The organism is Actinoplanes sp. NPDC051388 (genome assembly GCF_055586225.1).
Map to the genome: position 1 here is coordinate 52,230 of NZ_JBVJIP010000006.1, position 18,575 is coordinate 70,804.

The 18,575-nt window shown below is 70.3% G+C and carries 17 protein-coding genes, 1 pseudogene and 2 CRISPR repeat arrays; of the genes and pseudogenes, 10 read left to right on the top strand and 8 right to left on the bottom strand.

Annotated features, from left to right (window positions below; genetic code table 11):
• Nucleotides 1-9: 9 nt before the first annotated feature.
• Nucleotides 10-1,278 (bottom strand): sensor histidine kinase, encoded by a 1,269-nt coding sequence (locus ACZ6TI_RS16815; protein WP_465345968.1) that lies wholly within the window; start codon nt 1,276-1,278, stop codon nt 10-12.
• Between the two features lie 101 nt (nt 1,279-1,379).
• Between ACZ6TI_RS16815 and ACZ6TI_RS16820 the strand changes: the two are divergent.
• Nucleotides 1,380-2,186, top strand: a pseudogene (locus ACZ6TI_RS16820) (serine hydrolase); the annotation flags it as partial.
• A gap of 210 nt (nt 2,187-2,396) precedes the next feature.
• Here the strand turns inward: ACZ6TI_RS16820 and ACZ6TI_RS16825 are convergent.
• The 3 genes from ACZ6TI_RS16825 to ACZ6TI_RS16835 form a co-directional block, all read right to left on the bottom strand.
• Nucleotides 2,397-2,921, bottom strand: coding sequence for a GNAT family N-acetyltransferase (locus tag ACZ6TI_RS16825; RefSeq protein ID WP_465345969.1), 525 nt, complete (start codon nt 2,919-2,921; stop codon nt 2,397-2,399).
• Between the two features lie 261 nt (nt 2,922-3,182).
• Complete coding sequence (locus ACZ6TI_RS16830) at nt 3,183-3,857, bottom strand: response regulator (RefSeq protein ID WP_465345970.1); 675 nt, start codon at nt 3,855-3,857, stop codon at nt 3,183-3,185.
• Complete coding sequence (locus ACZ6TI_RS16835) at nt 3,854-5,044, bottom strand: sensor histidine kinase (RefSeq protein ID WP_465345971.1); 1,191 nt, start codon at nt 5,042-5,044, stop codon at nt 3,854-3,856. The genes ACZ6TI_RS16830 and ACZ6TI_RS16835 overlap by 4 nt, the downstream gene beginning before the upstream one ends.
• A gap of 125 nt (nt 5,045-5,169) precedes the next feature.
• On the opposite strand from ACZ6TI_RS16835, the gene ACZ6TI_RS16840 reads away from it, so the two are divergent.
• The 9 genes from ACZ6TI_RS16840 (at nt 5,170) to ACZ6TI_RS16880 (ending at nt 13,557) form a co-directional block, all read left to right on the top strand.
• Entirely contained in the window at nt 5,170-5,769 is a 600-nt protein-coding gene (locus ACZ6TI_RS16840) for a DedA family protein (RefSeq protein WP_465345972.1), read from the top strand.
• Between the two features lie 14 nt (nt 5,770-5,783).
• On the top strand, nt 5,784-6,971 hold the full coding sequence (locus ACZ6TI_RS16845) for a glycosyltransferase (RefSeq protein WP_465345973.1): 1,188 nt from the start codon (nt 5,784-5,786) through the stop codon (nt 6,969-6,971).
• A 56-nt stretch (nt 6,972-7,027) separates the two neighbouring features.
• The gene (locus tag ACZ6TI_RS16850; protein WP_465345974.1) at nt 7,028-7,654 is read left to right on the top strand and encodes a DUF998 domain-containing protein; all 627 of its coding nucleotides are present in this window, start codon (nt 7,028-7,030) and stop codon (nt 7,652-7,654) included.
• The gene (locus ACZ6TI_RS16855) at nt 7,654-8,328 is read left to right on the top strand and encodes a DedA family protein (RefSeq protein ID WP_465345975.1); all 675 of its coding nucleotides are present in this window, start codon (nt 7,654-7,656) and stop codon (nt 8,326-8,328) included. The genes ACZ6TI_RS16850 and ACZ6TI_RS16855 overlap by 1 nt, the downstream gene beginning before the upstream one ends.
• 113 nt (nt 8,329-8,441) lie before the next feature.
• Nucleotides 8,442-8,921, top strand: coding sequence for a response regulator transcription factor (locus tag ACZ6TI_RS16860; protein ID WP_465345976.1), 480 nt, complete (start codon nt 8,442-8,444; stop codon nt 8,919-8,921).
• A 33-nt stretch (nt 8,922-8,954) separates the two neighbouring features.
• On the top strand, nt 8,955-9,743 hold the full coding sequence (locus tag ACZ6TI_RS16865) for an NAD(P)H-binding protein (protein ID WP_465345977.1): 789 nt from the start codon (nt 8,955-8,957) through the stop codon (nt 9,741-9,743).
• Between the two features lie 27 nt (nt 9,744-9,770).
• Nucleotides 9,771-11,237 carry a DHA2 family efflux MFS transporter permease subunit gene (locus tag ACZ6TI_RS16870; protein ID WP_465345978.1) on the top strand — a complete coding sequence of 489 codons (1,467 nt, stop codon included), beginning with the start codon at nt 9,771-9,773 and terminating at the stop codon, nt 11,235-11,237.
• Nucleotides 11,238-11,499: 262 nt separating this feature from the next.
• Nucleotides 11,500-11,940, top strand: coding sequence for a sigma-70 family RNA polymerase sigma factor (locus ACZ6TI_RS16875; protein ID WP_465345979.1), 441 nt, complete (start codon nt 11,500-11,502; stop codon nt 11,938-11,940).
• A 132-nt stretch (nt 11,941-12,072) separates the two neighbouring features.
• Nucleotides 12,073-13,557 carry a recombinase family protein gene (locus tag ACZ6TI_RS16880; RefSeq protein WP_465345980.1) on the top strand — a complete coding sequence of 495 codons (1,485 nt, stop codon included), beginning with the start codon at nt 12,073-12,075 and terminating at the stop codon, nt 13,555-13,557.
• A 496-nt stretch (nt 13,558-14,053) separates the two neighbouring features.
• Nucleotides 14,054-14,493: a CRISPR direct-repeat array (repeat unit 37 nt; unit sequence GTTGAGATCCTCGCCGACGGCGAACCGTCGGCGCTGG).
• A 99-nt stretch (nt 14,494-14,592) separates the two neighbouring features.
• Nucleotides 14,593-16,460: direct repeats of the CRISPR family, unit length 37 nt; unit sequence GTTGAGATCCTCGCCGACGGCGAACCGTCGGCGCTGG.
• Nucleotides 16,461-16,595: 135 nt separating this feature from the next.
• Here the strand turns inward: ACZ6TI_RS16880 and cas2 are convergent.
• Genes cas2 through ACZ6TI_RS16900 form a run of 4 tightly spaced genes read right to left on the bottom strand, consistent with a single transcriptional unit; the run spans nt 16,596 to nt 18,552 of the window.
• Complete coding sequence (gene cas2 / locus ACZ6TI_RS16885; protein ID WP_465345981.1) at nt 16,596-16,889, bottom strand: CRISPR-associated endonuclease Cas2; 294 nt, start codon at nt 16,887-16,889, stop codon at nt 16,596-16,598.
• A complete protein-coding gene (cas1c, locus tag ACZ6TI_RS16890) occupies nt 16,886-17,917 on the bottom strand; it encodes a type I-C CRISPR-associated endonuclease Cas1c (protein WP_465345982.1) in 1,032 nt (343 codons plus the stop codon). The genes cas2 and cas1c overlap by 4 nt, the downstream gene beginning before the upstream one ends.
• Entirely contained in the window at nt 17,910-18,287 is a 378-nt protein-coding gene (locus tag ACZ6TI_RS16895; RefSeq protein WP_465345983.1) for a CRISPR-associated protein Cas4, read from the bottom strand. Before ACZ6TI_RS16895 ends, cas1c begins: the two co-directional genes overlap by 8 nt.
• 34 nt (nt 18,288-18,321) lie before the next feature.
• A complete protein-coding gene (locus tag ACZ6TI_RS16900; RefSeq protein WP_465345984.1) occupies nt 18,322-18,552 on the bottom strand; it encodes a CRISPR-associated protein Cas4 in 231 nt (76 codons plus the stop codon).
• Nucleotides 18,553-18,575 lie beyond the last annotated feature (23 nt).

Sequence of the window (18,575 nt, forward strand, 5' to 3'; positions counted from 1 at the left end):
GCCCTATCGCTAGACCGGCAGGGCCACCCGGAGCAGCGTGCCGACGCCCTCGGCGCTCTGCACGTTCAGCGAGCCGCCGGCCGCGCGCACCCGATCGTCCAGGCCGGCGAGCCCGTGCCCCTTGGCCAGGCTGGCTCCGCCGACCCCGTCGTCGATCACCTCGACGGTCAGGTGGCCGGTGGACTGCTCGACCGCGACCCGGGCCTCGGTGGCCTGGCTGTGCTTGGCGATGTTGGTCAGCGCCTCGGCCACCACGAAGTACGCGGTCGTCTCGGTCGCCGGGTCCAGCCGCCCGATCGTCGGAACCACCAGCTCGACCGGCACCGTGCAGCGGCCGGCCAGTGCGGTCAGCGCGGCGGGCAGGCCCCGGTCCACCAGGATCGGCGGCGCGATGCCCCGGGAGAGGGCACGCAGCTCGTCCAGCGTCTCGCGGGTCTGGGTGAGCGCCTCGGCCACGGTCGCGCGGGCCGCTTCCGGGTCGGTGCTGAACTGCTGCTCGGCCCGGCCCAGGTCCATGGCCAGCCGGACCAGCCGCTGCTGCGGTCCGTCGTGGATGTCGCGTTCGAGCCGGCGCAGCGCGATCGCCTCGGCGGACACCGCGGCGTCCTTCTGCGCCCGGGCGGTGTCCCGGTCGGCCTGCGCCACCGCGACCTGCTCGCGCAGCTCGCTCACGTTGCTCAGCAGCATCTTGGCGAACCCGGCCTCGAGCATCGCGCTGCCCCGGAGCACCGGATAGAGCGTGAGGGCGAAGAACAGACCGGCGGCCATGTAGAACTCGTATCGGGTGCCCAGGCCGGCGCCGAGACCGATCAGCTCGGGCAGATCCACGTTGTCCGGGCCGCGCGGGATCGACCAGTCCCAGAGCGGGAAGGTCAGGCCGCCGAGAGCGCCCGCCCACCAGGTCACCACGAAGCAGAAGGCAATGGTGCTGGGGATGAACCGGAACATCGCGTGCACCAGGTCCAGCCAGGACTGCCCGTCGGAGATCGGGGTGAAGACGCGGCGCCAGAAGCTCGGCCCCACCACTCGCTTGTAGTTCGGGTGCGGCAGCCGCTTGCCGAGCACCGCGCCGACCCGGGCCCGCTCCAGCACGGCGAACCCGCGCATCAGCAGCATCACGGCCATCAGCAGCGGCAGCCCGATCCAGATGATGGTCAGACCGACGCCGAGCCAGAAGAGAACCATGCTGAGGACCACGGCGATCAGGCCCAGCGGGAAGCCGAGCAAAACGTATTGCGTGTCCTGGCCGAGCTGGCGAAGGATCCGGGAGGCGTTCATGGCATTGAACCTATGCGTGCGGGGAACTCCCGCCGATCCCGCTGACACGTCGATCCAGGGTATGGATAACCCGACCATGAGCGGTCCACGGCGCCACGACGCTTCGGCACGTGCTGACCCACTCGGCCGGCGTGCCGCAGCTGCCGTCGTACACGACGCCCGAGGATTTCTCGATTGGGACCGGATGTGCCGGACCATCGCGATGTCCGCGCCGCTCTGGGAGCCGGGCACCCCAGCGGGGCTACCACGCGTGGACCTATGGCTGGCTGGTCGGCGAGACCGTGCGCCGGGCCACCGGCCGGCTGCTGCCCGGGGTGCTGGCGGAAGACGTCGCGCGCCCGCTGAGCGCCGAGCGCGAGTTGTTCTTCGGAGTGCCGGAGAAGATCCCGCTCGGCCACCTGGCCCGGCTCAGCGACCGCAACTGGTCCGCCGCGGTCGAGACGATCAGTGCGCACATGGAGAACTTCGACAAGATCGCACCCCCCGGGGTACGCCCGGACGCCGCGCTCGGCAATCGGCGGGACGTGTTGCGCACCGACATCCCGGCGGTCGGGACGGTCAGCGCCAAGGGCATCGCCCGCATGTACGCCGCGCTGATGGGCGAGGTCGACGGCGTGCGGCTGATCTCGCCGGACCGGCTGCGCACGATCACCAGCGTGCAGACCAGCGGGCCGGACTGGTCGTTCGGCGGCGACGGGCCCAAGTCGCTGGGTTACGCGGTCGAGGTGAACGGTCAGCGCTGCGGCTGGGGCGGCATGGGCGGCAGCCTGGCCGGCATGTACCCGGATCTGAACCTGTCGGTGGCGTGCCTGAAGAACCACCTGGGCACGAACGACGGCGACCCGATGGTGGGGCTGGCCGAGCTCATCCGCTCGACCGTGGCGGACGCCCCGGTGCCGGCTTCCTAGGCTTCGCGGAGCCGCGGGCGAGTTCCGCGGCAAGGTGGTCATCACCGTCCGCTAGCGTGCGGCGCATGGATCTGCGCGGGCTGACCGAGGACGTCGTCGCCATCTCGCGTCGCTACGCGGAGGTGCACGAGTTCGAGCCGGACGACGCCTGGTTCCTGCTGAAGTTGCAGGAGGAGGTCGGACGTGGAAGCCGAGATCGAGCGGAAGTGGCTATCCCGCCTGCGCCGGAGTTGACTCGCGGCGCATCGCCATCCGCGGCCACTTGTCCAGGCCGATGGCGGCCTCGCGCTCCCGGATCCGGCGCAGCCCCTCGGTCACCTCGTCGTCGGCCAGCCGCCGGAAGCCGAGCCGCTCGTAATAGGGCCCGTTCCACGGCACCTCGACGAACGTGGTGAGCGTGACCGGCCCACCGTCCAGCCGCGCGACGTGCTCGATGAGCTCGCGCCCGATCCCCTGGCCGGCATGCTCGGGATGGACGGTCACCTGCTCGATGTGCAGGCACCCGTCGACCCGCTCGGTGGCGATGTAACCCATCGCCGGGTCCCCGGCGACCCAGAGCCCGCCGCCGTCCCGGAAGTGCTCGAGCTCAGCCACCGAATAGGGCGGATGCCCCGCGACCTCATCCAGCCCGATCGTGGCGAAGAGCTGCCCGCCGGCCAGCTCGATCTCCTGCAGCCGCCCGAGCTCGTCGGCCCGAGCCACCCGGATCACGACTCCGCCAGAGCGTCGAGGCACCGCTTCGCATGCTCGTCCACCCGCTCAGCCAAGCGCCCGGGCAACCCGACCGCAACGCCTTTACCGCCTCGCCGCCGGCCGCCTCCCGAAACGCCTCCGGCAGCCGCCCGGCCAGATCCCGGACCCGCCCCCGGCGGAGCAGCTCGATGATCTGCTCGGGAGAGGGGCCGCCCTCACTCTGATATTTCGCCGACGGCGGCTTACCCAGTGCTAGCCGATGTGCACGTTCGCGCACAGACATCGCCATGTGCACGAACGTGCTCAGCGCGGGGCTCCGGGGGTGACCAGGCCGGACTCGTAGCCGAAGACCACCGCCTGCACCCGGTCGCGCAGGCCGAGCTTCTGCAGGATGCGGCTGACGTGCGTCTTCGTGGTCTGCTCGGCGATGAACAGGCTCGCCGCGATCTCCGCGTTCGACATGCCCAGCGCGATCAGGCGCAGCACCTCGCGTTCGCGGTCGGTCAGCCCGTTGAGCGCCGTCGCCCCGGTGGACGGGCGCGGGCGGGCGGCCACGAAGTTCTCGATCAGGCGCCGGGTCACGCTCGGCGACAACAGCGCCTCGCCGGCCGCCACCACCCGCACCGCCTGCAGCAGTTCTTCCGGCTCGCTGTCCTTGAGCAGGAAGCCGCTCGCGCCCACCCGCAACGCCTCGTAGATGTAGTCGTCCAGGTCGAACGTGGTCAGCATCAGCACCCGCGGCTGATGCCCCTCGACGCGCTCCGGGCCGAGCAGAGCGCTGGTCGCCGCGAGCCCGTCGAGCACCGGCATCCGCACGTCCATCAGCACCACGTCCGGACGCAGGCTGCGGTATTTGTCGACGCCCGCGCGGCCGTTCTCCGCCTCGCCGACCACGGTCAGGTCGTCCTGCGACTCGAGGATGGCCCGGATGCCGACGCGGATCATCGACTGGTCGTCCACGATGAGGATCCTGATCACGCGCTGCTCCCGTCGAGCCGGACCGGCAACCGCGCCGCCACCCGGTAACCGCCCTCTTCGCGAGGGCCCGTCTCCAGCGCCCCGCCGAGCAACCGCACCCGCTCGCGCATGCCGTGCAAGCCGTGCCCGCCGGGCGAGCTCTCGGTCGACGGCGAGGCCGCCGCGTCATTGCACACGGACAGCTCCAGCACGCTCTCCCCCGGATCGAAATCAACGACCACGAGGGTACGCGCGCCCGGCGCGTGCCGAATCACGTTGCTCAGCGACTCCTGCACGATGCGGTAGGCGGCCGTGCCGACGGTGTCCGGGAGCGCGGGCACCGTACCCATCTTGAAGTCCACCGGGACCCCCGCCTGCCGGGTCGACTCCGCCAGCTCCTCGACCCGGTCGAGGCCGGGCACCGGCGCGAGGGCCGGGTCGCCGGCCGAGTTCTCGTCGCGCAGCACGGACAGCAGCTGCCGCATCTCGCGCATCGCCGACCGGGCGCCGGCCGCGATCCGGGCGAACTCCTCCTTCGACTCCGGGTCGGCGTTCTTCAGGCGATAGGAAGCCGAGGTCGCCTGCATGTGGATCACCGACATGCTGTGCGCGACCACGTCGTGCAGCTCGCGGGCGATCCGGGTGCGCTCCTCGACCACCGCGCGCTGGCTCTGCTCGACCGCGATGTCCTGGCGGGCCTCGGCGAGCTGGCGGCGGATGCCCGACCAGTGCCGGATCACCATCGCCGCGATCAGCACCAGCACCGAGTCGGTGGCATAGACGATCATCGTCTCGTCGGCGGTCTGCACGCCGCGGCCGCGCGGGTCGAGCACCGCCACCAGGATGATCATCAGCACGCTGCCCCACCACGTGACCAGCGCCATCCGCCAGCTGTGCCGCAGACCGACCAGCCCGATGTGCAGGCTCAGCGCGATCATCGCGGGGATGGTCAGCGGCCAGGTGAGGTTCGGATCCTCCGGCGGCGAGAGCGCGAAGACGACCACGCCGGCGAACTGCAGCAGCGTCGCCTCTACGGGTCGGACCAGGGTCAGCGGCAGGGCCACCCCCTGGGCGGTCGCCGCGATGAACGCGATCACCAGCGGCACGTCGTAGACCGAGGCCGCGACGGGTGCGGACACCACGAGCACCGCCGCGCCCAGTGTCCCGGTGGCGAACCACCAGAGCAGCGTGGGCGACGGTCGTCGCATTCTCATCTCCACCACGACCCGACGGTACCTAGGGGTCCGGCGGCCGGACGTCCTACTTCGGAGGTATCCCGCTCGATACCTGCGAGGGACGTGCCGGGCGCAACCGCGAACCCAGAGTCACCGGCATGGATGTGGCGCAGGTGTTGTGGAACGCGGTGCTGGACCACCCGTACTCGCTGCTGGGACCGCTGGTGCTGGCCGAAGGGCCGGCCGCCACGGTGCTGGCCGGGTCGCTGGTCGGCGCCGGGATCGCGGCGTTCTGGCCGATCCTGCTGATCGTCGTGGTCGCGGACGTGACCGCGGACAGCGCGATCTATCTGCTCGGCCGGTTCGGCACGCGCCCACGGATGGCCCGGGTGCTGCGCTTCCTCGGGCTGACCGAGAAGCGCAAGGTGCGGCTCACCGCCGCGCTGCACGACAACCTGCCGAAGGTCGTCGCCGGGGCCAAGGCGGTGGACATCGCGGCGGTGCCGGCGTTCCTCGCGGCCGGGCTCGCCAAGGTGCCGTACCGCCGCTTCGTGAGCTGGGTCGCGGCCGGCAGCGCGGTCCGCGCGGTCGTGCTGCTCGGCCTCGGCATGCTCTTCGGCCGGCAGGCCGCCGACCTGCTCGACTCCCCCGCCACCGCCCTGGCCCTTACGGCCGGCCTCGCCGTCGCCGTGGGGTTGATCCACCTCGCGATCCGGCGCTGGGCCGGTCGCCGATTTCGACCTCTGACAAGCATCTGAAGGGAAACCTCATCATGAAGATCCTGATCGGCGCCGACACCTACGCCCCCGACGTCAACGGCGCCTCCTACTTCGCCCAGCGGCTGGCCCACGCGCTCGCGGCATCGCATGAAGTGCACGTGGTCTGCCCGGCGACCAGCGCGGAGAGCCGCACGGTGTTCGCCGACGGCGTGGTCGAGCACCGGGTCCGGTCGATGCCGGTGTTGCGGCGCAAGGGTTTCCGGTTCTGCGCGCCGGTCGGCCTGGTGCGCGCCGCCCGCCGGATCCTGCAGTTCGTCGAGCCGGACGTGGTGCACGTGCAGAGCCACTTCTTCCTCTGCCGGGCGCTGGTCGAGGCGGCGAACGAGCTCGGCATCCCGGTGGTGGCGACCAACCACTTCATGCCCGAGAACCTGTCGCACTACCTGCCGGTGCGCGGTCGCACGCTGGAGAAGGTGCAGCGCTGGGCGTGGGCGGACGCCGCGCGGGTGTTCACCGGCGCCGACGTGGTGACCGCGCCCACGCCGTACGCCGCCGAGCTGGCCGAGCGCAACGGCGTGCCCGGCCCGGTGCTGCCGATCTCCTGCGGCATGGACCTGTCCAGATTCGGCAGCGGCGGCGGGGCGAGTGGCTTCCGGCTGAAGTACCGCGTGCCGCAGCGGCCGACGATCGCCTACGTCGGCCGGCTGGACAAGGAGAAGAACCTGGACGTGCTGGTCCGGGCCCTGCCCGCGGTGCGCCGCCGGATCGCCGACGCGCAGCTCGTGCTGATCGGCAAGGGCGACCAGCAGCATCGGCTGGAGTCGCTGGCGGCCCGGCTGGGCGTCGCCGACGCGCTGATCTGCACCGGCTTCGTGGACGACGCGGATCTGCCCGGCGCCTATGCGGCCGCGGATGTCTTCGTCAACGCCGGCACCGCCGAGCTGCAGAGCCTGGTGGTGCTGGAGGCGATGGCGTGCGGCCTGCCGGTGCTCGGCGCGCACGCGTCCGCCCTCCCGCACCTCGTGCACCACGGGCACAACGGCTTCCTGTTCCCGCCGGGCGATGCGGACGCGCTGGCCGGCCACCTGGTGACCGTGCTGGCCGACCACGACAAGGCAAAGGCGATGGGGGTACGCAGCAGAGCAATCGCCGAGCACCACGACATCGCGGCGACCGTGGCGGCGTTCGAGCGCCTGTACGCCCTGCGCTCGCAGCCGGTCCACCTCCTGGCCGCGGCATGACCGACTGCACCGAAGCGGAGCGTAGGGCCAGGAGGGCATGCCTGAGACCACTCAGCATGACCTCCCGGCGACTGATCGACGCGGCCATCGTCGTGGTGGTGCTGGCCGCCACCGCGATGCACCTGGTCGCGCCGATCAACCCGCTGCAGCGCATGCTCAGCGACTCGGTGGTCTCGCCGACCGGCGCGGTGCTGCTGGGCACGGCGTGTGCGGCGCTGGTCGTGGTGGCGGGCGTGCTCGCCGCCGCGGCCCGCCGTGGTCCACGGCCACGGCTGGTGCAGGCGTTGCTCGGGGGGTGGGCGTTGTCGCTGGTGGCGATCGTGGTGTTCCCCACCAACCTGCCCGGGACCGAGCTCACCGACGCCGCCGTCGTGCACCGCTACGGCGCGGCCGTCGTGGCGGTCGTACCCCCGCTCGTGGGTCTGCTGATGGCCCGCAGCCGCGCGGCGCGGACGGCGGCCTGGGCGACGGCCGGCGGCGCGGCCCTGTTCGGCGCGGCGCACGGGCCCGCCGTGCTGCTCGGCGGCGACGTCGTCCCCTATGCCGGCCTGGCCGAGCGCGCGCTCTTCGCGACGATGCTCGTCCTGCTGGCCCTGATCGGCCGTGACCTGAGTGCCCAGCGCGCCGAACTGCCCGTTCGGCAGCCGGCAGCCCGGCCGGAACCCATGAAGGTAGGTGCCTGATGGACGTCATGGCCTACGTCGAACCCCTGATGACGTCGCCGCTGCTCTATCCGGTGACCGGCGGCCTGGCCGCGCTCGACGTGCTGTTCCCGCTGATCCCGTCGGAGAGCGCGATCATCGCGGCCGGCGTCTTCGCGGCTTCCACCGGCGGCGTGAACCTGCCGCTGGTGATCGCGGCCGCGGCGGCCGGCGCGTTCGTGGGCGACCACATCTCCTACGCGATCGGGCGCAGCGTCCTCGGACCGCGGCTGCTGAACCGATCGCCGCGGTTGCGCAAGGCGGTGGATCGGATCTCCCGGCAGCTCGACCGCCGTGGTGGCACCATGCTGGTGGCCGCGCGGTTCATCCCCGGCGGCCGCACCGCGGTGACCCTGGCCTGCGGTTCGGCGGGCTACCCGCTGCGCCGGTTCTCGGCCGCCACGGCGCTGGCCGCGGCGATCTGGGCCACCTACAGCGGCGTGATCGGCCTGATCGGCGGCGCGGCCTTCGCGGCCAATCCGGTCATGGGGCTGGCCCTCGGCATCGGCCTGTCGGTCGGCATCACCGGCCTGGTCGAGCTGATCCGCCACCTCGCCCGCCGCCGCTCCCGTGCGCTTGCTCTGCACACAGATACGCAACACCCCGGCGACACACCGACCCCCACCGACCTGCGGGAGCCGGTCGCGGCCGGCTAGCTCTGCGCACGAACACGCATCACCGGACTCAGGAATCTCGTTCGGCACAACCCCTCAGCGGCATTCCGGGCTGTGCCGAACAGACCTGACGAACGACCGTGAGGAGGTAGGCCGTGGCAACCGTGCTCATCACCGACGACGACGCCGACCACCGGGAGCTGATGTCGCTCGCTCTCCCTCGTTTCGGCCACCAGGTGCTCGAGGCCGCCGACACGAACGAGGCCCGGCGGCTGCTGGACGCCGGCGGCGTGGACGCGGTGCTGCTCGACGTGCGGATGCCCGGCGAGTCCGGCATCGAGTTCTGCGCGCGGCTGCGGCAGTGCCCGGAGACCGCCGCCCTGCCGGTCATGTTCGTCACCGCGGACGTCAACGACCACCGCATCCTGGCCGCCATGGAGGCCGGCGCGGACGACTACCTGACCAAGCCGTTCCACCGCTCCGAGCTGGGCACCCGGATCGACAACCTGCTGCTGCGCCGGGCCTGCTCGCCGGGTCGCTCGGCGTCGGCGGCCGGCGCGGCCATGCTGGCCGCACGGCACGCCCTGCACCGGCCCCGGATCGAGGCGGCGCGCCCCCGGCTCCGGATCGCTTGACCTCAACCCGGCTTCAGGTACGAGGGTCAGCAGATGATTCTCGTCTTCGGAGGGACCGGCAACGTCGGACGTGAAGTGGCGCTCGCCGTGCGCCGGGCCGGCGCACCGGTACGCACCACCGCACGGCACGGCGGCGACGTGCACGCCGACCTCACCGATCCGGTCACCCTGCGGCCGGCGCTGGACGACGTCGACGCTGTCTTCCTGGTCTGGCCCGGGCCATCCGTGCCCGGCATCGAGGCCGCCGTCGCCGCGATCACCGCCGGCGTCAAGAAGGTCGTCTACCTCTCCGCGCTGGGCGCCGAGAGCGGCTTCTGGGGCACCGTGGAGAAGGCCGTCGAAGCCTCCGGCGCCGATTGGGTGTTCCTGCGCCCCGGTGGCTTCGCGACCAACACGCTGGGCTGGGCCGACATGATCCGGGACGGCGGCGAGGTGCGGTGGCCGTACGGGGAAGCGTCTCGGTCTTTGATCCATGAGAAGGACATCGCGGACGTGGCCGTGCGGGCGTTGCTCACCGACGACCTGGTCGGGCAGCGCCTGGAGCTGACCGGGCCGGCCAACGTCACCCAGGCCGAGCAGGTGCGGCTGATCGGGGAGGCGATCGGGCGGCCGGTCCGCTGGGTCGAGCTGCCGTCCGGCCTGGCCCGCGAGCAGCTGCTGATGGAGTGGGGCGACGAGGGTTTCGTGGACGGCGCGCTCACCTATTGGGCGTCGCTGGTCGGCCGCGGCGAGCCGGTCACCGACACGGTCGCCCGGGTGACCGGCCATCCGGCGCGGACGTTCACCGAATGGGCGGCCGACCACGTGGCGGACTTCCGCTGAGGGGCCGGCCCGTGAATCATGGCGGGCATGCCAGATGGCCTGCTCAAATATGGTTCCGCGTCCGGTCGCTGGGTGTTGCTGGCGACCGTGCTCGGGTCCAGCCTCGCGTTCATCGACTCGACCGTCGTCAACATCGCGCTGCCGGCGATCGGGCGTGATCTCGAAGCGGACGCGGCCGGTCTGCAGTGGACGGTCAACGGCTACGCGCTGAGCCTCGCGTCGCTGATCCTGCTCGGGGGTTCGCTCGGCGACCGGTTCGGGCGCAAGCGGCTGTTCCTGATCGGAGTGGGCTGGTTCGCGGTGGCGTCGCTGCTCTGCGGGATCGCGCCGAACGTGGAGACGCTGATCGCCGCGCGGGTGCTGCAGGGCATCGGGGGCGCCCTGCTCACGCCGGGGGCGCTGGCGATCCTGGAGGCGTCCTTCGCCAAGGAGGACCGGTCACGGGCGATCGGCGCCTGGTCGGGGCTGGGCGGCATCGGCGGGGCGCTCGGGCCGTTTCTCGGCGGGTGGCTGGTCGAGCTCGCCGACTGGCGGCTGATCTTTCTGATCAACGTACCCATCGCGGTGTTGGTGTTGATCGTGACGGCCCGGCACGTGCCGGAGTCGCGCGATCCGGGCGCGGCCCGGCAGATCGACGTGGCGGGAGTGCTGACCGGCGCGATCGGGCTGGGCGGCCTGACCTATGGCTTCACCGCCTGGCCGGAACACGGGCCGGGCAGCCCCGCGGTGCTGCTGTCGCTGGCCGCCGGAGTGCTGGGATTGACCGCGTTCGTGCTGGCCGAGCGGCGGTCGGCGCACCCGATGCTGCCGCTGGCGATCTTCCGGTCGAAGTCGTTCAGCGGGGCCAACCTGGTCACCTTCCTGGTCTATGCGGCGAACGGTGGCGTGTTCTTCCTGGTGGTGCTCAACCTGCAGGTGGTGGCCGGATATTCGCCGCTGGCCGGCGGGATCTCGCTGCTGCCGGCCACCGCGCTGATGCTGCTGCTGTCGGCGCGGGCGGGCGCGCTCGGCCAGCGGATCGGGCCGCGGATCCCGATGACCGTGGGCCCGCTCGTCTGCGCGGTCGCCCTGGTGTTGTTCTCCTTCGTCGGCTCGGGCGCGTCCTATTTCAAGCTCGTGCTGCCCGCCGTCGTGATCCTCGGCCTGGGCCTGTCGCTGCTGGTGGCGCCGCTGACCGCGACCGCGCTGGGCGCTCTGGAGGACCGCTACGCGGGCATCGCCAGCGGCGTGAACAACGCGGTGGCGCGGGCCGCCGGACTGCTCTCGGTGGCGGTGCTGCCGCTGGCGGCGGGAATCGGCGGCGGCAGCCTGACCGAGGCGTCGTCGCTGCATCCGGTCTATCGCAACGCGATGCTGATCTGCGCCGGGCTGATGGTGGCCGGCGGCGTGCTGGCCTATCTGCTGGTGCCGTCCCGGCTGCCGGCCCACCCGGAGCCGCACTCGTTCTGCGACCCGGGAAGCCCGCCGCGGACCGTCGCTAGGGCCCGGGGGTGAGCGCGGCCTCGTAGGCCAGGATCGTGTCCACGACCGTGCGTCGCTGAGCCGGGGCCAGCCCCCTCATCAGCTTTGATGTCAAAGGTAATTTGAGTGGGCCCGGGAGCAGGTCCGGGCCGGCGTGAACGTCGAGCTGGTGGGCGTGCCGGACGGCCGCACCGGCGTCGGCGGCACGGTGGTCGGATAAATCCTCCGGCCCGGGCAACCTCGGGGTGCGGTCGGCGCATTGACCGGGCGGCGAGCAAAACCGTGGGGGGTGCCGATGCGCGCGGAGTGGGAGCGCGAGTACGTCGAGTACGCCGAGGCGAGCCTGGCGCGGCTGCAACGCCTGGCCTTCATGCTGAGCGGCGACCGCCATCGGGCCGCCGACCTGGTGCAGAACACCCTGGTCAAGCTCTATACGAAATGGTCCGGGGTGCGCGGCGTCGAGCATCTGGACGCGTATGTGCGCAAGATGCTGCTGCGCCAGTTCCTGGTCGAGCGGCGTTCGCCCTGGGCCCGGATCCGGCTCACCGCGACCGTCCCCGACCTGCCGTTCTCGGCGGCGAGCGGCCCGGAGGATCGGTCGGTGCTGATCGGAGCGCTGCGTCGGCTGCCACCGCGGCAGCGGGCCGTGCTGGTCATGCGCTTCCTCTACGACCAGCCGGTCGACGAGGTGGCCACGCTGCTCGACTGCACGCCCGGCACTCCCAAGGGGTGTTAGCTGCTAAGGTTGACGGTATCGGGTAAGGGGCGCGATCGGAAGGGACTCTGGTCGATGGTACGGCGGACGACACGGGCGGCGAACGCGGTTCGGTTCGACAGTAAGGCGGCGCTGTTGGCCGGTGGTGCTGAGGTGCGCGCGGGGCGGTATCAGCGGGCGAGTCAGGACAAGAAGGAGCAGGGTAAGAGCGTCGGTGATCAGGGCAAGCTGAACGTTGCGGAGATCAACCGCAACGGGTGGGTCGAGTCCGCGACGTTCACCGACAACGACCGGTCCGCGTCGCGGCACGCGACGAAGGAACGCCCGCAGTTCGAGCTGTTGATGGATGCGATCCGTGCGGGCAGGTTCGATGTGCTGGTGGTGTGGGAGATCTCCCGCAATCAGCGTGACCTTGCCGTGTACGTGCAGATCCGGGACCTGTGCACGCAGGTCGGGTTGAACTTCTGGCTTGTCGGCGGGGTGCTGTACGACCTGCGCGATAAGAACGACCGGATGATGCTCGGCTTCCAAGCCGTGCAGGCGGAATGGTTGGCCGACTCGATCCGCGACAACGTGCTGCGCGGGATCGTCGGTGCGGCCGAGGCGGGCCGCCCGCACGGCAAGGTCACCTACGGGTATCGGCGGATTTATCACACCCGCACCCGGGCGTTGGAGCGCCAGGAGCCCGACACCGAAGTTCGCACCGCCACGGCATCGGACGGCGTGGTGTGCGAGTTCACCCGTGCGGGAATCGTGCGGGAGATCTTCGACAAGGTGACCAGCGGGACTCCGTTGATCACCATCGAGGACGAGCTGAACGCCCGTGGTATCCCGTCCCCGGAAGGCTCGGCGTGGCGGCGCAGCGTGATCCGCAAGATGGCGTTGAACCCGGCCTACATCGGTAAGCGCGTCCTGCGTGGGGAGATCATCGGGGACGGCATGTGGGACGGCCTGGTCAGCGAGGACAGCTATTGGGCGGCCGTCCGCTTGCTTCAAGACCCGTCCCGGACGACGACGCGGCCGGGACGGGCGGTGCATCTGCTGTCCTACATCGTGACGTGCTCGGTGTGCGGCGGCCCCACCTCCAAGCAGAGCGTGACCCGGCGCGGCTGGACCGGTGAGCTGTACACATGCCTCAAAAAGCGGTGCGCGGCGGCGCCGATGGAGCTGATGGACGAGTACGTGCAACGGGTGGTGGTGGCGTGGCTGTCACGGCCGGACATCTACGAGATGTTGACCGCGCAGACCGCCACCGACGCCGACGTGTCGCACGCCCGCGCCGAAGCCGCTCGGCTGCGCACCGATCTGGAAGACTGGCGCAAACTCGCCGAGGCCGGCGATGTCACCCCGATCTCGTTCGCCCGCGCGGAAAAGGGGCTCCTCTCCCAGATCGCCGCGCACGACGCCCGCGCCGCCGAGGCGGGAATCCCGCCCGTGCTGCGCGGCCGGATCGGTGCTGAGGCGGTCGCGGCGTGGGCCGAACTGGGCGACGAGGTAGCCGTCAAACGCGACATCATCCGCACCGTGGCCGACATCCGACTCATCCCAGCAGGCAAGGGCAACCGGCGCCCGTTCGGTCGGCACCGCCTCGACTGGCGATGGAAGTTCGGCAAGGAACACGACGACGCGGCGGCCTGACCCCGCGCGCGTTCAACCACGAACCCCCGCGTTAACCCGCAAGCGGGACAACCTGGTGTGAACGGTGGAGCTGAGGCTACGGCATACGAACCAAAGGATCATGGCGCAGGGCTGTGTGTCTAGAGGTTCCCCTGGTGGGTGAACGTTTGACAATCTGTCAAGCCCCGGGCTTGACAGCATCGGCGTTCGGTGTCGGACCGCAACTCAGCACACCCAGAACACGGCGAACTATCGGCAACGCGATCGCATGAACCACCACACCGCCGAGCCTGCCGCAGGGCATTTGCCCAGGCCAGCGCCATTGCCCTGAAGTGGCACCCCACACCTCGCTGCGGGTTTCGGCTGTCGCCGCGCGCGAGACGAGTACGACGAGCGGGCCACCAGGATCGTCGATCTTTCTGATGGGGGACGACGAGCGGGGCGGTAGGCCCATTACGTGAGCCCGACACTGTTCGGCGCTGGCACGGATCCAGTGGGAGTCCACCTGTTCGGCGGTGTTGAGATCGTCGCCCACGGCAAACCGTCGGCGCTGGCCACTTGTGGATGCGCGGGTCACGCATCACCGTCTTGTTGAGATCCTCGCCGACGGCGAACCGTCGGCGCTGGGCGTGTCGCCGCCCTGCAGGAGATGATCCGGCGCTGGATCACCGCCGGCTCCGGTAGGTGTCCAGTGGTGAGGTGTTGAGATCCCTGCCGACGGCGAACCGTCGGCGCTGGCTCGGCGACTTCGAACGCTACCGGACCACCGGCAAGTTGAGATCCTCGCCGACGGCGAACCGTCGGCGCTGGCACCGTCCAGCCCGGACCGGGGACTCCGGCCAGCGTGTTGAGATCCTCGCCGACGGCGAACCGTCGGCGCTGGGTCCGATGGCCTCGACAAGACTCGCGAAAAGATCGAGTTGAGATCCTCGCCGACGGCGAACCGTCGGCGCTGGCGAAAAAAGACCGAGCTGGAAACGAACGAGGCGCTGGTTGAGATCCTCGCCGACGGCGCTGGATCCGTGGTGTCGCAGCCCCGTTCCTGCACGGCGCGATGTTGAGATCCTCGCCGACGGCGAACCGTCGGCGCTGGTGGGTGACGAGCCGGCCTCGCGGCCCGGGCGGGCGTTGAGATCCTCGCCGACGGCGAACCGTCGGCGCTGGGTCGAGTTCTTCAAGTCGAAGATCCCCGGCTGGAAGATGTTGAGATCCTCGCCGACGGCGAACCGTCGGCGCTGGTTCCCGCAGATGTTGGGCACACAGACACAACGTCGTTGAGATCCTCGCCGACGGCCAACCGTCGGCGCTGGCCGACGCGGCGGACCAGCCACACCAGACCGATCACGTTGAGATCCTCGCCGACGGCGAACCGTCGGCGCTGGCCGCGGGTCCGGCGGGTCAACGTCGCTGAGGGTGGCAAGTTGAGATCCTCGCCGACGGCGAACCGTCGGGGCTGGCCGACAGGGCCGCAGCATGACGCGCTGAGCAGCGCGTTGAGATCCTCGCCGACGGCGAACCGTCGGCGCTGGACCCCCGACCAGATCCGCGCGGCCGTCGCGGACACCCAGGTTGAGATCCTCGCCGACGGCGAACCGTCGGCGCTGGCCCATGTCGACGGAGACGTGCGCACGCAGGCGAAAATGTTGAGATCCTCGCCGACGGCGAACCGTCGGCGCTGGGGGCCGCCGCATCGGCCCGGCCATCGGAGACCAGGACGTTGAGATCCTCGCCGACGGCGAACCGTCGGCGCTGGCTTAGCCAGCGGTACACGGCCTAGCGGCCGGGGCGAAGTTGAGATCCTCGCCGACGGCGAACCGTCGGCGCTGGTCGGCGTCATCGACCAAATCATCGAAGGCATCACCGTTGAGATCCTCGCCGACGGCGAACCGTCGGCGCTGGAGGTGGCATGCCTACGCTTGCCGCATCGCGTGGAGCGTTGAGATCCTCGCCGACGGCGAACCGTCGGCGCTGGCCGGACCACCAAACGGACGAGGCTTGCCTGTCTACGGTTGAGATCCTCGCCGACGGCGAACCGTCGGCGCTGGACCGCCCACGGCGTCATCCTGACGTCCGTCTTGGGTTGAGATCCTCGCCGACGGCGAACCGTCGGCGCTGGGTCACGGTCACCATCGCGACCCGATCGGCGGGTGAGCCGGTTGAGATCCTCGCCGACGGCGAACCGTCGGCGCTGGCCGCCAGATCGGCGGCCGCTACTACAAGCACCAGATGTTGAGATCCTCGCCGACGGCGAACCGTCGGCGCTGGGCGGGCGCTCTACGGGCGGCGCAGGCTGTCAGAGAGTTGAGATCCTCGCCGACGGCGAACCGTCGGCGCTGGCCGGTCCGGTTGAACGCCACGCTCAGCTTGTCGTTGTTGAGATCCTCGCCGACGGCGAACCGTCGGCGCTGGGGTCTGGTCGTACACGTCCAGGTTCAGGGCGAAGTTGAGATCCTCGCCGACGGCGAACCGTCGGCGCTGGCCGCCCGCGGATACCAATCCAGCGCCGGCGCGGGGGAGTTGAGATCCTCGCCGACGGCGAACCGTCGGCGCTGGCGGACGCCGAGTGGCCTCGACCCCAGCAGGCCCACATCGGTTGAGATCCTCGCCGACGGCGAACCGTCGGCGCTGGGTGCCGTAGACGTAGGGCTTGCCGAGTTGCTGCAGGGCGTTGAGATCCTCGCCGACGGCGAACCGTCGGCGCTGGCTGGCAACTGGAAGTCATTCAGGTCGGCGGAAACATCGTTGAGATCCTCGCCGACAGCGAACCGTCGGCGCTGGGCGGGTTTCATCCCGGTCTCCGAGCGCACCGGGATGTTGAGATCCTCGCCGACGGCGAACCGTCGGCGCTGGCCGGGATGATGACGCTGTTACAGACCATCGCCGGCGCGTTGAGATCCTCGCCGACGGCGAACCGTCGGCGCTGGGCTTCGCGAACAGGAAAGATACGAGACGGCAGAGCCGTTTTCGGTGTCCTCGGCGGCCATCTGACCGTTTTGCATATTTTTGGGGCGCGGAACCTCTCAGGTGTTTCGGTCGAGCTTGGGGTTCCTAGATCCCCCTTAGAGGATGTGGTCGCCGTGGTGAGGGGCAAGTTGGGCTCGGCCGAGGCGCTCTACAGTCTGTAGTGTGCCTGCGGTGAGGCGGTACAGCCGGATGTCGTCGACGGCCTGGTCGATGATGTCGATCAGCTTCTGTTTGAGCTTGGGTAGCTGGGCCGCGGTGCAAGCCACTTCGAAGACGGATTTCTGAACGCGGATGCCGTACCCCTCGCAGGTCTTCGCGACGCGGCGCAGGCGGCGTTGACCGGCAGGGGTGGTGGTGTCGACGTCGTAGGTGAGCAGGTATTCCATCATGTCGGATTCCATGGTGTGTAGGTGGTGGTGTCGCCGCGTAGGTACCTGGCCAGGAGCCGTGCTTGCAAGATCGGCAAGGTCGCGGCGGGCACGTCGCGGCCGAGCTGCTGGTGTGGCCAGTTGCGGGCCCGGCCCTCGCTCCACAGAGTGAGAAACGCTCTCCGGCCGTCCTCGTTCAGCTCGCATCCGCCGCCGGGATGCCGGGCGAAGTGTGCGGGTTTCAGTTGCCGGCGGTTGATAGCTGTGAAGACGTGCCGGTCGACGAGCAGGTGCCGCATCTCCTCCATGAGGTCCAGCGCGAGTGCGGGTTTGCCGGGCCGGATCCCGTGCAGGTAGCCGATGTACGGGTCGAGGCCGACGTGTTCGAGCGCGCCGTGCACGGCGACGCGCAGCATGCCGTACCCGAAGGACAGTGCGGCGTTGACCGGATCGGTGGGTGGCCGGCTTGCCCGGTGAGTGGGCGCGGTGATGTCGGCCTGCTCGACGACCAGGTGCCGCCAGCTGGCCACATATCGTTTCGCGGCCTGTCCTTCGATGCCGAGGATCACGTTGGTGTTGTCGGTGCCGGGCAAGCTGGTCAGGTCGTCGGCGATGGCGGAAGCAGTGGCGCGTAGGGTTTGTTGCCGGGTTCCGGAGGCGTCGGCGGCTGCCTTGAGTAACAGCTGGCGGGTGTTCTGCAGCTTTCCGGCGACGATGGCCCGGCAGATGCCCGGCCGCCGGACCGGGTCGCGCAGAGCGTCGTGCTGGGCTACCCGCAGCAGTGGGTTACCGGCCTGAGGACCGATCACCCGCGCGCGGAACCGGCCGTTGCCCGATAGCCAGGTGACGGTGCGCTGGTCGGCGGCGCAGCGGTGGAGCAGGTCGTCGGTGATGGTGACCCCGCCGAAGGCCACGACATGGTCGATGCGGATCAGTGGAAGCCGTTTCGGGCCGGCTTCGGGGTGGAAGACGCGGACGGCGTCGTTGTCTAGGTGCAGGCTGGAGCCGGGTGTCATCACATACAACGTGTTTTTGATGATCTCAGGCATCCCAGGTTCCCAGCGGTCGTGGTGTGAACAGGTCGGCGGGGTCGTGCAAGGCGCGTGGCAGGCAGTCGTCGAGCAGTGAGCAGCGCCGACAGCGGCGGTCAGCTACCGGCGCCGGCAGTTGCGGGGCGGCAAGGGCGGTACGGAGGTCGGCGACGATTCCGGTGATCGTGTCGATGACGTCCGAGGTGAGGTCGACGCGGTGGCGGCGCCGGTCGGCGTGGGTGAACACCTGCGCGTACGGGACTTCGAGGTCGAGTGTTTCGCGCAGGCACAGTGCCTGGGCGGCGGCTTGCAGGTCGGCGGGGCCGCCCGGACGGTAGGTGCCGATCTTGTGCTCGATCGGCACGGCGGTGCCGTGGCCGATCTCCACGACGTCGCAGCGGCCGTAGAGCCCCAGAGCCTGGCTATAGATCGGGTACGGCGTAGTGCTGCCTGGCGCCGGGGGTGGAGGTGGCCCGGATGCCGGGCCGGTCCACCCGTTCGTGGGCCAGATGTCCGCGCACGGTATTCACATCGTCGGTGAAGATGCCTTCGACGTGGATGAGGGCGGCCTGCCGGGGACAGTACGCGTAGTGCTCCAGCGCGGAGATCGGAAGGCGAGACGCGTCTTCGTCCCCGTTGGGCCACCAGCTCATCTACCCACCACCTTTGGGACGTA

Bases quoted from the DNA above. Each gene is read 5' to 3' on its own strand.
- ACZ6TI_RS16865 (WP_465345977.1), top strand. From the start codon at position 8,955: ATGATTCTCGTCTTCGGAGGGACCGGCAACGTCGGACGTGAAGTGGCG.
- ACZ6TI_RS16900 (WP_465345984.1), bottom strand. From the start codon at position 18,552: ATGAGCTGGTGGCCCAACGGGGACGAAGACGCGTCTCGCCTTCCGATC.
- ACZ6TI_RS16875 (WP_465345979.1), top strand. From the start codon at position 11,500: ATGCGCGCGGAGTGGGAGCGCGAGTACGTCGAGTACGCCGAGGCGAGC.
- ACZ6TI_RS16815 (WP_465345968.1), bottom strand. From the start codon at position 1,278: ATGAACGCCTCCCGGATCCTTCGCCAGCTCGGCCAGGACACGCAATAC.
- cas2 (WP_465345981.1), bottom strand. From the start codon at position 16,889: ATGATGGAATACCTGCTCACCTACGACGTCGACACCACCACCCCTGCC.
- ACZ6TI_RS16845 (WP_465345973.1), top strand. From the start codon at position 5,784: ATGAAGATCCTGATCGGCGCCGACACCTACGCCCCCGACGTCAACGGC.
- ACZ6TI_RS16850 (WP_465345974.1), top strand. From the start codon at position 7,028: ATGACCTCCCGGCGACTGATCGACGCGGCCATCGTCGTGGTGGTGCTG.
- ACZ6TI_RS16855 (WP_465345975.1), top strand. From the start codon at position 7,654: ATGGACGTCATGGCCTACGTCGAACCCCTGATGACGTCGCCGCTGCTC.
- ACZ6TI_RS16840 (WP_465345972.1), top strand. From the start codon at position 5,170: ATGGATGTGGCGCAGGTGTTGTGGAACGCGGTGCTGGACCACCCGTAC.
- cas1c (WP_465345982.1), bottom strand. From the start codon at position 17,917: ATGCCTGAGATCATCAAAAACACGTTGTATGTGATGACACCCGGCTCC.
- ACZ6TI_RS16835 (WP_465345971.1), bottom strand. From the start codon at position 5,044: ATGCGACGACCGTCGCCCACGCTGCTCTGGTGGTTCGCCACCGGGACA.
- ACZ6TI_RS16870 (WP_465345978.1), top strand. From the start codon at position 9,771: ATGCCAGATGGCCTGCTCAAATATGGTTCCGCGTCCGGTCGCTGGGTG.